This is a genomic window from Ramlibacter rhizophilus (assembly GCF_004681965.1).
Classification (GTDB): Bacteria; Pseudomonadota; Gammaproteobacteria; order Burkholderiales; family Burkholderiaceae_C; genus Ramlibacter; species Ramlibacter rhizophilus.
Map to the genome: position 1 here is coordinate 911,841 of NZ_SMLL01000001.1, position 13,887 is coordinate 925,727.

At 71.8% G+C, this 13,887-nt stretch carries 10 protein-coding genes; 6 read left to right on the forward strand and 4 right to left on the reverse strand.

The window, feature by feature from the left end:
• Position 1: 1 nt before the first annotated feature.
• The 5 genes from EZ242_RS04305 (at position 2) to ppsA (ending at position 9,967) form a co-directional block, all read left to right on the forward strand.
• A complete protein-coding gene (locus tag EZ242_RS04305; protein WP_135283859.1) occupies positions 2–2,368 on the forward strand; it encodes an ABC transporter permease in 2,367 nt (788 codons plus the stop codon).
• 4 nt (positions 2,369–2,372) lie between these two features.
• Positions 2,373–3,560 carry an efflux RND transporter periplasmic adaptor subunit gene (locus EZ242_RS04310; protein ID WP_135283860.1) on the forward strand — a complete coding sequence of 396 codons (1,188 nt, stop codon included), beginning with the start codon at positions 2,373–2,375 and terminating at the stop codon, positions 3,558–3,560.
• 43 nt (positions 3,561–3,603) lie between these two features.
• Positions 3,604–4,620: a zinc-dependent alcohol dehydrogenase family protein gene (locus EZ242_RS04315; RefSeq protein WP_135283983.1), complete on the forward strand. Its 1,017-nt coding sequence runs from the start codon at positions 3,604–3,606 to the stop codon at positions 4,618–4,620.
• Between the two features lie 78 nt (positions 4,621–4,698).
• Positions 4,699–7,440, forward strand: coding sequence for a cation-translocating P-type ATPase (locus tag EZ242_RS04320; protein WP_135283861.1), 2,742 nt, complete (start codon positions 4,699–4,701; stop codon positions 7,438–7,440).
• 130 nt (positions 7,441–7,570) lie between these two features.
• Positions 7,571–9,967, forward strand: a complete 2,397-nt coding sequence (ppsA, locus tag EZ242_RS04325) for a phosphoenolpyruvate synthase (RefSeq protein WP_135283862.1) — start codon at positions 7,571–7,573, stop codon at positions 9,965–9,967.
• Here the strand turns inward: ppsA and EZ242_RS04330 are convergent, their stop codons facing one another.
• The 4 genes from EZ242_RS04330 to EZ242_RS04345 all read right to left on the reverse strand — a co-directional run bounded on the left by EZ242_RS04330 (position 9,968) and on the right by EZ242_RS04345 (position 12,220).
• Positions 9,968–10,468 carry a CBS domain-containing protein gene (locus EZ242_RS04330; RefSeq protein WP_135283863.1) on the reverse strand — a complete coding sequence of 167 codons (501 nt, stop codon included), beginning with the start codon at positions 10,466–10,468 and terminating at the stop codon, positions 9,968–9,970.
• 34 nt (positions 10,469–10,502) lie between these two features.
• The gene (locus EZ242_RS04335) at positions 10,503–11,033 is read right to left on the reverse strand and encodes a flavodoxin family protein (RefSeq protein WP_135283864.1); all 531 of its coding nucleotides are present in this window, start codon (positions 11,031–11,033) and stop codon (positions 10,503–10,505) included.
• A 3-nt stretch (positions 11,034–11,036) separates the two neighbouring features.
• On the reverse strand, positions 11,037–11,375 hold the full coding sequence (locus EZ242_RS04340) for a DUF5335 family protein (protein WP_135283865.1): 339 nt from the start codon (positions 11,373–11,375) through the stop codon (positions 11,037–11,039).
• 95 nt (positions 11,376–11,470) lie between these two features.
• Entirely contained in the window at positions 11,471–12,220 is a 750-nt protein-coding gene (locus tag EZ242_RS04345; protein WP_135283866.1) for a helix-turn-helix domain-containing protein, read from the reverse strand.
• Between the two features lie 44 nt (positions 12,221–12,264).
• Between EZ242_RS04345 and EZ242_RS04350 the strand changes: the two genes are divergently transcribed.
• Positions 12,265–13,668, forward strand: coding sequence for a phospholipase D-like domain-containing protein (locus EZ242_RS04350; protein ID WP_135283867.1), 1,404 nt, complete (start codon positions 12,265–12,267; stop codon positions 13,666–13,668).
• Positions 13,669–13,887 lie beyond the last annotated feature (219 nt).

Here is a 13,887-nt window from a genome sequence, read left to right on the forward strand (position 1 = left end):
GATGCGAGCCCTGGACCGCAAGGTGCTGCGCGACCTGCGCCTGCTGTGGAGCCAGGCGCTCACCATCGCGCTGGTCGTGGCCTGCGGCATCGGCGGCTTCCTGGCCACCCTGTCGGCGGTGGACTCGCTCGCGCGGGCGCGGGACGACTTCTACGCGAGCGGCCGCTTCGCCGACGTGTTCGCCAGCGTCAAGCGTGCGCCGGTGGCCATGGCCGAACGCCTGCTGGAGATCCCGGGCGTCATCGACGCGCAGCCCACGGTCGAGGCGATGGCGCGCATCACCGTGCCGGGCAGCGCCGACCCGGTGATCGGCCAGCTGATCGGACTCGATGCGCGCAGCCCCCAGCGGCTCAATCGCGTCCAGTTGCGCTCGGGCCGCTGGCCCGAGGCCGGCAGCCGGCGCGGCGACGAACTCGAAGCGGTCGTGACGGAGAGCTTCGCGCAGGCGCATGCCCTGCGCCCGGGCGCGGCCGTCGCGGCGCTGATCGACGGCAAGCGCCGGACCTTGCGCATCGTGGGCACGGCGCTCTCGCCCGAATACATCTTCGGCGGCCTCTTCGGCATGCCCGACCTGCGGGCCTTCGGCGTCTTCTGGCTCGACCACGACGAACTCGCCGCGGCCACCGACCGCGTGGGCGCCTTCACGCGGGTCGCGCTCAAGCTCGCACCCAGCGCGTCGCTGCCCTTCGTGCTGGACGAGACCACGCGCCAGCTCGCGTCCCAGGGAGGCGCCCCCGCGCATGGGCGGGACGAACAGCCTTCCCACGCCATGCTGGACAACGAAATCCGCGAGCAGCAGGTCCTGGGCACGGTCCTGCCGGCCATCCTGCTGGGCGTGGCGAGCTTCCTGCTGCACATGGTCACCGCACGGCTGGTCGCCACCCAGCGCGAGCAGGTCGCCGCACTCAAGGCGCTGGGCTACCGCAACGCCTGGATCGCCCTGCACTACCTGAAGCTCGTCACGCCCATGGTGCTGGGGGGCTTCGTGATGGGCCTGCTCCTGGGCCACTGGATGGGACGGCAGCTCACGGGCCTGTACGCCGAGTTCTTCCGCTTCCCTAGCTTTCGCTACCAGCTCTCGCCGGCCCTCGCCCTCACCGGCCTGGGGCTGGTGGCCACGACCGCAGTGCTGGGAACGCTCACGGCGGTGTCCGCCACCGTGCGGCTGGCCCCGGCCGAGGCCATGCGCCCGCCCGCGCCGGGCCGCTACCGGCGCGCCCTGCTGGAGCGGCTGCCCGGCCCGCGTCTTTCGCCCCAGCTGCGGATGATCGTGCGCAACCTGGAGCGGCGTCCGCTGCGCGCGGCCGTCACCATCGGCGGCATGGCGGTCGCCGTGGCGATCGTCATCATGGGCCACTTCGTGCGCGATGCCATGGCCGCCATCATCGACACGCAGTTCAACCTCGGCATGCGCGGCGACATCATCGTCTGGACCACGGAGCCGGTCGACGCCGCCGCCGCCCGAGAACTGGCCCGCCTTCCCGGCGTGCTGCAGGTCGAGCCCGGGCGGCGCCTGGAAGTGCGGTTCAGCCACGGCGCCCGGCGCGAGAAGGGCCTGCTGGACGCGTACCCGCCCGTGCAGCAGCTCCAGCGCGTGGTCGATGTCGACCAGCTCGTGCGTCCGCCCGGCCGGCATGGCCTGCTCATGACCGACCGCCTGGCCGACAAGCTCGGCCTGGTGCCGGGCGACACGGTCACGGTGGAAGTGCGCGAAGGCCGCCGCGAGGTGCTCACCCTGGTGCTGGAGCGCACCGTGCGCGACATGATGGGGCTCAATGCGTTCATCGAGCGGGGCACCCTCAACCGGGCGCTCGGCGACGGCGACCTGGCCAACTTCTTCAGCCTGAGGACGGGCGCCGGCGCGGTGGACGCGGTGTTGCGTGCGACGCAGGAACTTCCCAAGGTGGCCGGCGCGTTCAGCAAGGCCACGCTGCTGCGCAACCTGCAGGAGGTCAGCGCCCGCAACGTGCTGATCATGGGCAGCATCCTCACCGCCTTCGCCGCGGTGATCGCCGTCGGGGTCGTCTACAACAACGCGCGCATCGCGCTGGCCGAACGCACCTGGGAGCTGGCCAGCCTGCGCGTGCTGGGCTTCACCCGCGGCGAAGTGTCGGTGCTGCTGCTGGGCGAGCTCGCCATCGGCATCGCGATCGCCCTGCCCCTGGGCATGGCCCTGGGCTGGGGCCTGACGCACGGCGTCGTCCACCTGATGCGATCGGACCAGTTCATGTTTCCGGTCGTGATCCAGGCCCGCACCTACGCCTGGGCCGCGCTGTGCGTGGTCGCCGCCGGTGTCGCCAGCGCGCTGGTGGTGCGCCGTCGCATCGACAGGCTGGACATGGTCGCCGCCCTCAAGACACGGGAGTAGAGACATGCGAAAGCGCACCCTCATCGGCTGGAGCATGACCTCGGTGGTCCTGCTCGCCGCCCTCGCCTGGGCCTTCGCCCCGCGCCCGGTCGCGGTCGAGACCGGGGTGGTGGGCTCCGGCCCCTTCGAGGAAAGCATCGAGGAGGACGGCCGCACCCGGCTGAAGGACCGCTATGCGGTGTCCGCGCCGGTCGCGGCGCGGCTGACGCGGATCGTGCTGCGCGAGGGGGACCGCGTGGCCGCCGGTGACACGGTGGCCGTGCTGCTTCCGGCCCTGCCCACCATGATGGACGAGCGGGCCGTGCGCGAAGCGTCGGCCCGCCATGCCGCCGCCACGGCCAGCGTGCAGCGCGCCCGGGCCGCGCTGGAGCGGGCCGCCGTGAAGGTGGAGGAAACCCAGCTCGAACTCCATCGCACCGCCAAGCTCACGGGCGAGGGCTTCCTTTCGGCGGCCCGGCTGGACAGCGCCCGCCTTGCCTTCGCCGCGGCCCAGCGCGACCACGAGGCGGCCCGCGCCGAGCAGGAGGTGGCCGTGCAGGAGCGGGAGCGGGCCGCAGCGGCCCTGCAGCCGCTCGGGGCGGCGACGCCCGCGCGTCCGCTCACGCTGCGCTCGCCGGTCGACGGCGTCGTGCTCAGGGTCGTGCAGCCCAGCGAGGCGACCCTGCCGGTCGGCACCGTGCTGATGGAAATTGGCGATCCGTCGCGCATGGAGATCGTGGCCGAGATGCTGACCACCGATGCCATCCAGGCGCAGCCCGGTCGCCGCGCCGTGATCGAGCGCTGGGGCGGCGAGCCCGTGCAGGGCCGCGTGCGCCGCGTCGAGCCCGCGGCCTTCACCAAGGTGTCCGCCCTCGGCATCGAGGAGCAGCGGGTGGCCGTCCTGATCGACCTGGATCACCCGCCGCCGGCCTGGGACCGCGTGGGCGACGGCTTTCGCGTGACCGCGCGCGTCGTGACCCGCAGCGTGGACGCGGCCACCCTGGTGCCCGTGGGCGCCCTGTTCCCCTACGCCGACGGCGGCCTGGCCGCCTACCGCCTGGAGAACGGCCGCGCGCGGCTGCAGCCGGTCGAGATCGGCGGACGCAATGCCAGCCAGGCCTGGGTGCGCAGCGGCCTGTCGCCCGGACAGGTCGTCATCGTCTATCCGCCGCCCACCGTGGCCGAGGGTGTGCGCGTTCGCGCGCGGCGCTGAGAGCCCGCGCACCGTCAGGACTGCCGCCATGCTCCCCGCCACCATGCGCGCCATGGCCGCCGACCCGTCCGGCCGGCGCCTCGTCGAGGTCGAGCGGCCGGTGCCCCGGCCCGGCCCGCACGAGCTGCTGCTGCAGGTGCTCGCCTGCGGCGTGTGCCGGACGGACCTGCACCTGATCGATGGGGACCTGCCGCCCCATGGGCACCTGGTCGTGCCCGGCCACGAGGTCGTCGGCCGGGTCGTCGCGCTCGGCAGCGCCGCGCATCGCTTCGCCCGGGGCCAGCGCGTCGGCGTGCCCTGGCTCGGCGGCACCTGTGGCGTCTGCCCGTACTGCAGCCAGAACCGGGAGAACCTCTGCGACCGCCCGGTCTTCACCGGCTGGGACCGCGACGGGGGGTTCGCCGAGTACGTGGCCGCCGACGAGCGCTTCTGCTTCGCCCTCCCGGAGCGCTACGACGACCTGCATGCGGCGCCCCTGCTGTGCGCCGGGCTGATCGGGCACCGGGCCTGGCGCATGGCCGGCAAGGGCGTGCGGCGCCTGGGCCTGTACGGCTTCGGCGCGGCGGCCCACCTGCTGGCGCAACTCGCCGTCGCGCAGGGGCAGCGGGTGTACGCCTTCACCCGTGCGGGCGACGCGCGCAGCCAGGCCTTTGCGCGTTCGCTCGGCGCCGCCTGGGCCGGCAGCGCGGACACGCTGCCGCCCGAGCCGCTGGACGCCGCCCTGCTCTTCGCGCCTGCCGGCGAGCTGGTGCCGCTCGCACTGCGCGCCGTGCGCAAGGCCGGCACGGTGGTCTGTGCGGGCATCCACATGAGCGATATCCCGTCGTTCCCCTACTCGCTGCTCTGGGGCGAGCGCTGCGTGCGCTCGGTGGCCAATCTCACGCGGGCGGACGGCGAGGACTTCCTGCGCCTGGCGTCGGGGCTGCCCCTGCAGGCGAGCGTGCAGGCCTTCGCGCTGGCCGATGCCGCGCAGGCGGTGCAGTCGCTGCGCGAAGGCCGCCTCGACGGTGCGGCCGTGCTCGTGCCGCACGGCGCTTGGCTGGCCGGCGACCGCGCTTGACCTGCGTCAGCAGCGTGCGGCGCCAACTGCATCAGCATGGCGGTGTCGAGCCTGACTTGCCAGCTCGCCGGACGCCCCATGAACCGAATCGATATCGCGCCGCCGCTTCCTCCCTCCGACTGGCACGCCAGCGAAGCATGCAGCGTGCTGGCCGCGCTGGACGCCGGACCGCACGGACTCGACGGGGCCGAGCTGGCGCGTCGGCAGGCGCTGCACGGCCTGAACCGGCTGGCCGAGGAGCGCCCCCCCGGAGCGCTGGCCCGCATGGCGCGTCAGTTCAACAACCTGCTGCTGTACGTCCTGATGGCGGCGGCGCTGGTCACGGCCTTGCTCGGACACTGGATCGACACCGTCGTGATCGCCGCCGTGGTGCTCGTCAACGCGGTGATCGGCTTCGTGCAGGAAGGCAAGGCCGAAAAATCACTGCAGGCGATCCGGCACCTGCTCGCGCCGCGCGCGCTGGTGCTGCGCGGCGGCCATCCGGAGGAAGTCGATGCGTCCCAGCTCGTGCCGGGTGACGTGGTGCTGCTCGCCTCCGGCGACAGCGTGCCCGCCGACGTCAGGCTGCTGCAGGCCCGCAACCTGCGGGTGGACGAGTCGGCGCTCACCGGCGAATCGGTGCCGGTCGAAAAGTCGCCGGAGCCGGTCGCGCGGGATGCCGTCCTGGGGGATCGCAGCTGCATGGCCTATGCCGGCACGATGGTGACCCAGGGCTGGGCCCAGGCCGTGGTGGTGGCGACCGGCTCCCGGACCGAGGTCGGGCGCATCGGCCGGCTGATGCAGCGGGTTGCGCCGGGCTCGACGCCGCTGCTGCGCAAGCTGGACCGCGTCGGGCGGCTGCTGACCGCGGTCATCCTGGTGGCCGCCGCCCTGCTGTTCGGCTTCGGCACGTGGATGCGGGGCCTGCCGGCCGGCGAAATGTTCATGGCCGCCGTGGGCCTGGCGGTGGCCGCCATCCCGGAAGGTCTTCCGGCCATCCTCACCATCGCCCTGGCCATCGGCGTGCAGCGCATGGCACGCCGCCACGCGGTCGTGCGTCGCCTTCCGGCCGTCGAGACGCTGGGCTCCGTCACCGTGATCTGCTCGGACAAGACCGGCACCCTGACCCGCAACGAAATGACCGTGCAGCAGCTCGTCTGCGAAGGCCGCACGTTCGACGTCGCAGGCGCGGGGTACGCCCCCGTGGGCGGCTTCAGCGAAGGCGGTCGGCCAATCGATGGCGAAGAACTCGCCAGCCAGGCGCCAACCGTGCTGCGCATGGCGCAGGTCGGGGCGCTGTGCAACGACGCCAGCCTGCACGAGGCGGATGGCGGCTGGCAGCTGGCCGGCGATCCGACCGAGGGTGCCCTGCTGACCCTGGCGATGAAGGCCGGCCTGCAGCCGGCCGCCTTGCGGGCCGCGCACCCGCGCGTGGACGTGGTCCCCTTCGAATCCGAGCAGCGCTACATGGCCACCCTGCACCCGAGCGGCGACGCCAGCGTGGTCCTGGTCAAGGGCGCTCCCGAACGCGTTCTGTCCATGTGCGCCCTGCAGGCCGGACCCGGTGGCGTGACGCAGCCGCTGGACGCGCCCTGGTGGCACGCGCAGGTGGACGCCCAGGCCCGCGCGGGGCGCCGGATCCTGGCGCTGGCGCAGCGCGAGCTGCCGACGGCCGGGCGGCTCGCCCGCGAGCACGTGGCGCAGGACCTGGTGCTCCTGGGCCTGGTGGGCATCATCGACCCGCCGCGTGCCGAAGCAGTGCGCGCCGTCGCGCAGTGCCGCGATGCCGGCATCCGCGTGCTCATGATCACCGGCGACCACGCCGTCACGGCCGCCGCCATCGCGGCCCAGCTTGGCATGGGCGAGCCCGGCGCGCTGGAGGCCATCAGCGGCCCCCGGCTGGAAGCCATGGACGAGGCCGCCCTGCGCGAGGCCGTCTCGCGCGTGCGCGTCTTCGCCCGGGCGAGCCCGGAGCACAAGCTGCGGCTGGTACGGGCGCTGCAGGCCAACGGCGAGATCGTCGCCATGACCGGCGACGGCGTGAACGACGCGCCGGCGCTCAAGCAGGCCGACGTGGGTGTCGCGATGGGGCGCAAGGGCACCGAAGCGGCCCGGCAGGCGGGCGCCGTGGTGCTGGCCGACGACAACTTCGCCTCCATTGCGCACGCCGTCGAGGAAGGCCGAACGGTGTACGACAACATCCGCAAGACCATCACCTTCCTGCTGCCGGTCAATGGGGGCGAGTCGCTGACCCTGCTGCTGGCGGTGCTTCTGGGCGTGAGCTTGCCGATCCTGCCGGCCCAGGTGCTCTGGGTGAACATGGTGAGTTCGGTGGCGCTGGCCATGGTGCTGGCCTTCGAGCCTACCGAGCCGGACGTCATGCGCCGGCCGCCAAGGCCGCCGGGCGAGCCACTGCTGTCGCGGTTCCTGGCCTGGCGGATCCTGTTCATCTCCACCCTCTTCCTCGCCGGAATCTTCGGCATGTACGAATGTGTCCTGCTCCGGGGCGGCAGCATCGAGGCCGCGCGCACGGCCGCGGTGAACACGCTGGTGTGCATGGAGGTGTTCTACCTGTTCAGCGTGCGCTACCTGACTTCGCGCTCCTTCACCTGGGTGGGCGTGCGGGGCACGCCGCGGGTGCTGGTGGCGGTGGGCGCGGTGTTCGTGCTGCAGCTGCTGTTCACCTTCGCGCCGGTCATGCAGGGGTTGTTCCGAACGGAAGCGCTTCCGCCGGCACTGGGGCTGCAGATCGTCGGCGTCGGCATGACCCTGCTCATCCTGCTGGAGGCGGAAAAGTACCTGCTGCGCCGCCTGCGGCTGCTGGGAGGTGCCCGTGCCTGAGCCGAAGCAATCCACGCCTTTCCCCCCGCCCTTGATCCGGGTCAAGGGCCGATGGGGCCGGCGCCTTTGATACTGGTCCCCAGGGCATCGCCATCCGGCCGCCCATGGCGCAAACGAAGGAGGTCAGCCCATGGCTCAGCAGGAAAGCTACGTCAGCTGGTTCGAAACGCTCGGGCGCGGCGACGTCGCGCGCGTCGGTGGCAAGAACGCCTCGCTCGGGGAGATGATCCGCAGCCTCAAGCGCGCGGGCGTGCGCGTGCCCGACGGCTTCGCCACCACGGCCGACGCCTTCCGCGACTACGTGGCGCGCAATGGCATCGAGGAAGGCCTGCGCGCGCGGCTGGCGGCCCACGCCAGTGGCGCGGCCTCGCTGCACGAGACCGGCGAGTCGATCCGTCGCCTGTTCCTGGACGGCGAGTTCCCGCCCGAGATCGCGGACGCCATCCGCGGCGCCTGGCGCGAGCTGTCGCGCCGCAGCGGCGTGGACGAGGTGGCGGTGGCGGTGCGCTCCAGCGCCACGGCCGAGGACCTGCCCGAGGCCAGCTTCGCCGGGCAGCAGGAGACCTTCCTCAACGTGCGCGGCGAACGCGCCCTGCTGGATGCCTGCCGCCGCTGCTATGCCTCGCTCTTCACCGACCGCGCCATCAGCTACCGCGAAACGCGCGGCTTCGATCACCTTCAGGTGGCGCTGTCGATCGGCGTGCAGCGCATGGTGCGGGCCGACAAGGCCGGCTCGGGCGTGATGTTCTCCATCGACACCGAGACCGGCTTCCCCCGCGCGGTCGTCATCAGTGCGGCCTGGGGCCTGGGCGAGAACGTGGTGCAGGGCGCCGTGAACCCCGACAAGTACCTCGTGTTCAAGCCCTTGCTGGACCAGCCGCAGCTTCGGCCCGTGCTGGAGAAGGTCCTGGGCGAGAAGGAGCGCAAGATGGTCCATGCCGCCGGTGGCAGCGGCCGCACGCGCAACGTGGACACCACCCGCCGCGAGCGTGAAAGCTACGTGCTGTCCGACGAGGAGATCCTCCAGCTGGCGCGCTGGGCGGTGGTGATCGAGCGGCACTACGGCTGTCCCATGGACATGGAGTGGGCCAAGGACGGCGACACCGGCGAGCTGGCCATCGTGCAGGCGCGGCCGGAGACGGTGCAGGCCCACGCCCTGTCCGGGGCGATGAAGGTCCACCGACTCAAGGACAAGCCAGGGCAGCCCCTGGTCACCGGCGCGGCCATCGGCCAGGCCATCGCGAGCGGCCCGGTGTGCGTGATCCGCAGCGCAGACGAGATCGAGCGCTTCCGCCCCGGCGCCATCCTCGCGACCGAGATCACCGATCCCGACTGGGTGCCCATCATGAAGCAGGCCGCCGGCATCATCACCGATCACGGCAGCACCACCAGTCATGCCGCGATCGTGAGCCGCGAGCTGGGCGTGCCGGCGGTCGTCGGCACCCGCAACGGCACCGAGGTGCTGCAGGACGGCCAGGAGATCACGCTGTCCTGCGCCGACGGCGACGTGGGCCACGCCTACGCCGGACGCCTGGCCTTCGAGGTCGAGGAGGTGGCGCTGGACCAGCTGCCGACGACCCGCACGCAGATGATGCTGAACGTCGCCAGCCCCGCCGCGGCCTTCCAGTGGTGGCGGCTGCCGGCGCGCGGCATCGGCCTGGCGCGCATGGAGTTCATCATCAACAACCTCGTCCGGGTGCACCCGATGGCGCTGGTGCATCCCGAACGCGTGCAGGATCGCGAGGCGCAGCGCGAGATCCGCGCCCTCACCCGGCGCTTCCCCAGCCCGGCGGACTACTTCGTGGACACGCTGGCGCAGGGCATCGCCAAGATCGCGGCGGCGTTCCACCCGCATCCGGTGATCGTGCGCCTGAGCGACTTCAAGACCAACGAGTACGCCCACCTCCTGGGCGGCGCCGGCTTCGAGCCGAAGGAGGAGAACCCGATGCTCGGCTGGCGCGGCGCCTCGCGCTACTACGACGAACGCTACCGCGAGGGCTTCGCGCTGGAGTGCCGCGCACTGCGCAAGGTGCGCGAGGAGATCGGGCTGGACAACGTGGTGGTGATGGTGCCTTTCTGCCGCACGCCGCAGGAAGCCGACCGCGTGCTGGCGACCATGGCAGACCACGGCCTCGCCCGGGGCCAGGCCGGGCTGCAGGTGTACATGATGTGCGAGATTCCCTCGAACGTGATCCTGGCGGAGGAGTTCGCAAGGCGCTTCGACGGCTTTTCCATCGGCAGCAACGACCTGACCCAGCTCATTCTCGGCGTGGACCGCGATTCCGCCGACCTCGCCTCGCTCTTCGACGAGCGCAACGAGGCGGTCGAGCGCGCGATCCGCGAGGCCATCACCAAGGCGCATGCGGCGGGCATCAAGGTCGGCATCTGCGGGCAGGCGCCCAGCAACCACCCGGAGTTCGCGGCCTTCCTGGTCGAGGCGGGCATCGACTCCATCTCGCTCAACCCGGACAGCTTCGTGGCCACCGTGCGGCACGTGGCGCAGGTGGAGGCCGCCGCGCGGCGCTGATCACTCCATGGTGTGGAACACGGGCCGCATGCCGCCCAGGCGCTCGAACACGCCGCGCTCGCCCCTCTCGCGCGCGATGCCGCTGCGCAATGCGCGCACCAGGCCGGCCAGCTCGTCGGAGACAGCGGCCATCAGGTCCTCGGCCGCGACCAGCCCGAGCACGCCGCCCTCGTCGTCCACGACCAGCAGGCGGCGCACGCCGGAGCGCTGCATGGCGTCCACGGCTTCGCCCAGGCCGGCCCTCGCCCGCACGCTCACCGGCGGGCCCTTGGCAAGCTCACCGATGCGCAGCGACGTGCGCGGCTCGTCGCGGCCGAGCACGTCGAGCGCCAGGTCGCGGTCGGTGACGAGGCCCCGCACCCGCGGAGGCTGCGCGTCGTCCACGACCACCAGCGCGCCCACGTGCGATTCGCACATCAGGACGGCCGCGTCCCGCACCGACGCCTGCTCGGCGATCGTGACGAGCTCGCGGCGGCAGAGTCGGGAGATTTCAAAGCTCATGACAGGTCCTCCAGGGCCGGTGTGTCGTCTCGCCCTAGTGTCCGGCCGCGTGCAGCGCCTCGGATCGCAGCGGGCCCCACGGACCGCTGGGGGTGCCCCTCAGCGTGGCGGCGAAATCCAGTGCCAGCGCGTCCGAGTGGCCTGCGAGCACGTCGGCGGCCTTGAAGGCGCAGGTGAGGACCGGGGCGCGGTGCAGGCGCCGCTCGACCTCCTGGAAGGCATTCAAGGCGCCGCCCGACCCCATCGTCACCATGACGGCGGCACGGTGGAGTCCGTCCCGGTGCTCCGCGATGAAACTGCGCATGGGGGCAGCCAGGCGGTAGACCCAGATCGGCGCAATGAGGATGACGGTATGGAAGTCCTCGGGTGGGGGGCCGTCATAGCGGACCGCGGGGCAGCGCTGCAGGAGCGAATCGAGCACGCAGCGCAGCATGCCCCCGGGGCCGCGGCGGGGGTGGCGGTCCGTCAGCAAGCCCATCGGCCAGCCCTGCTGCGAACAGAGGCGCTCGGCCAGCAGCCGCGAGGTGCCGGTCATGGAATAGACGACCACGAGCACGCTGTCCATGGCTCATGATGCCGGCGGCAGGGCCGTGGCCGTTTCGAGCCGCACGATGTGGTGCACGCCATCCGCATCCACGGCCTCGAAGCTGCTGACTTCGACACCCGCCTCGTCGACGTGGATGGACCGGGGCCGCAGCACCCGGTGCTCCAGCCCCTGCAGGAACAGCGTCAGCGTCTGCGCCTCGGGCTCCCAGCTCATGCCGGAGAGCGTGCTGTGCTCGGCGACGAGCCGATGCCCCAGCGCGGTGCCGGTCACCTCCACGGTGGCCCGCCGTTCGCCCAGATCGCGCGAGGCCTGGTCGAACCAGGCTTGCCACTGCTGCGGTTCCAGTTGCCTGATGGTCATGGACTTCCCCTCCTCCTGCCGGCTGGCGACCCATGCGGAGATGGTGGCCCAAGGATCGCGTGCGGATTTGACGGCAATCAAGTTGCTGCGTGCTTCTAGCGCCTGCGCAGCTGTTGGGCGGAATGCGCCAGCGCATCGGGCGCGTCGATCCACAGATGCCGCTGCCGCACCCGGATCCAGCGCCGCTTCTGGAACGATGACAGCGTGCGGCTGATGGTCTCCAGGGTCAGGCCCAGGTAGCTGCCGATCTCCGCACGCGACATCCGCAGGTGGAACTCCCGCCCGGAATAGCCTCGGGCCCGCAGCAGGCTCGCCTGCTCGACGAGGAAGGCGGCCACGCGGCCTTCGGTGCTCGCGTTGGCGAGCATCACCAGGTGGGCCTGCTGCCGCAGCATTTCCTGGCCCATGGCCTGGCACAGGGTGTCCTGCCACTCCACGTGCGACGCGGCGAGCTCGTGCAGCGTGGCCGTGGGCAGCACGCAGACCTCGCTGTCCTCCAGTGCCACGGCCGTACTGGTGCAGGGCTGGCCGGCCATGGCCTCCAGCCCCAGCAGGTCGCCGGCCAGGGCGATGCGCTCCACCTGCTCGAATCCGTCGCTCAGGATCAGCGCGGCCTTGAAGCTGCCATACCGGACCTGGTAGAGGGAGGGCAGCCGATCGCCCTGGTAGTAGAGCGTCTGGCCGCGCTTGAGCCGGCGCGGGCTGGCCGACCCCTTGTCGCGAAGCTCCGGCAGCTCGCACAGGGCCGGCATGGGGGACACGCCAGCCGGCGCCTCCATAGGCAGCGGCGCTACGTCGGGCGTGCGCGGCAATGGGGCGGAAGTGGGCGACGATCTGGCGAACATGATGACCTCCGGGCGAGGTGGGGGGCTCACCTCGGGCGCTTCCCATGATCTTGAGGATGCTGGCGCGCCGGCCCATGATCTACATCAAGGCTCCGGTCGATCCGGGCACGCTGCCGGCGCCACCGGCAGCGCGCCGGTGTCCCTGCCGGAACGCGATCACCCACAAGGACGAGCAAACGATGGCATGGGCACTGGCTTCGGCCCTGGCGCTGCTGCTGCTGGTCGTCGCGGTGCTGGTGGCCATCCTGTGGTCCATCCGGAGACAGCGCGATGTGCGCTTGCGCTTGCACAGCGCGGCCGGCATCGAGGAGCACCTCGTGCCGCTGGCCGGCGTCACCCTGGCGCCCCTGGTGGCGGGCAATGCCGTGCAACTGCTGGAGAACGGGCGCTACTTCGACGTGCTGCTCGAGCGCATCGGCCAGGCACGGTCGTCCGTGCACCTGGAGACCTTCCTGTGGAAGGACGGCCGGATCGGGCGCCAGCTGGCCGCGGCCCTGGCCCAGGCGGCACGTCGCGGCTGCGTGGTGCGGCTCATGCTGGACGCCAACGGCTGCCGCCGCATCGGGCAGGACACGCTCGCGACCCTGCGCGCGGCGGGTTGCCGGCTGGTGTTCTTCCACGACGGCGCGCTGCGCAACATCGGCGTCCTCAACAACCGGACCCACCGCAAGCTGGTGGTCATCGACGGCCGCGAAGCCTTCGTCGGCGGGCACTGCATCGTGGATGCCTGGGGGGGCGACGCCGAGGACCACCTGAACAACGCGGACCTCAGCGTGCGGGTGCACGGGCCGGTGGTGAACGCACTGCAGGGCGTGTTCAGCGAGAACTGGATCGCCGAGACCAGCGAGGTGTTCGGCAGTCGCGACGAGTTTCCCTGCCTGGCGCCGGCGGGCAGCGCCACCATCCATCCGGCCTACCTCAAGCCCGACGGTTCCGCATCCGCCGTCAAGATCCTGCACCACACCGCCATCGGCCTGGCCCGCGAGCGCATCCGCATCCAGAACCCCTACTTCATCCCGCAGCCCGCGGCCATCGACGCCTTCGGCGAAGCCGTGGCCCGCGGGGTCGACGTGCGCGTGCTGGTGCCCTCGACCGGCGGCTCCGACAACCCGATGGTGCAGCACGCGGCGCACCGCAACTTCGAGAAGCTGCTGCGCTGTGGCGTGCGGATCTACGAGTACCCGCACACGCTGCTGCACCAGAAGGCGATGACGGTGGACGGCGTCTGGAGCGCCATCGGGTCGAGCAACTTCGACGACCGCTCCTTCGAGAGCAACGACGAACTCACCCTGGGGATCCTGGACCGCGCGCTCGCGGCGCGGCTCGACGGCATCTTCGACCGTTACGTGCAACGAGCGCAGGCGCTGGACCTGGAAAGCTGGCACCGCCGCGGGGCCTGGCACAAGCTGCAGGACAACGCGTGCTACCTGTTCCACCTGTTGCTCTAGAACACCGCATGGCCGGCACAGGAGCGCATCACGTCGGCGAGGACGACTGCGCGCGCAAAAGGCCATGGCATCACCGGAAAGGCTTGACCGGGGGCAGGAGCCTACTCCGCCCCGGGCAGATATCAACCCGGCGAAAACTCCCCGGAGGACTATGGTTCTCCGGAAGGACACTTGCGCGCGATCAAGCTCACAGCCCGCAACGGCTGTCACGCTTTGCGC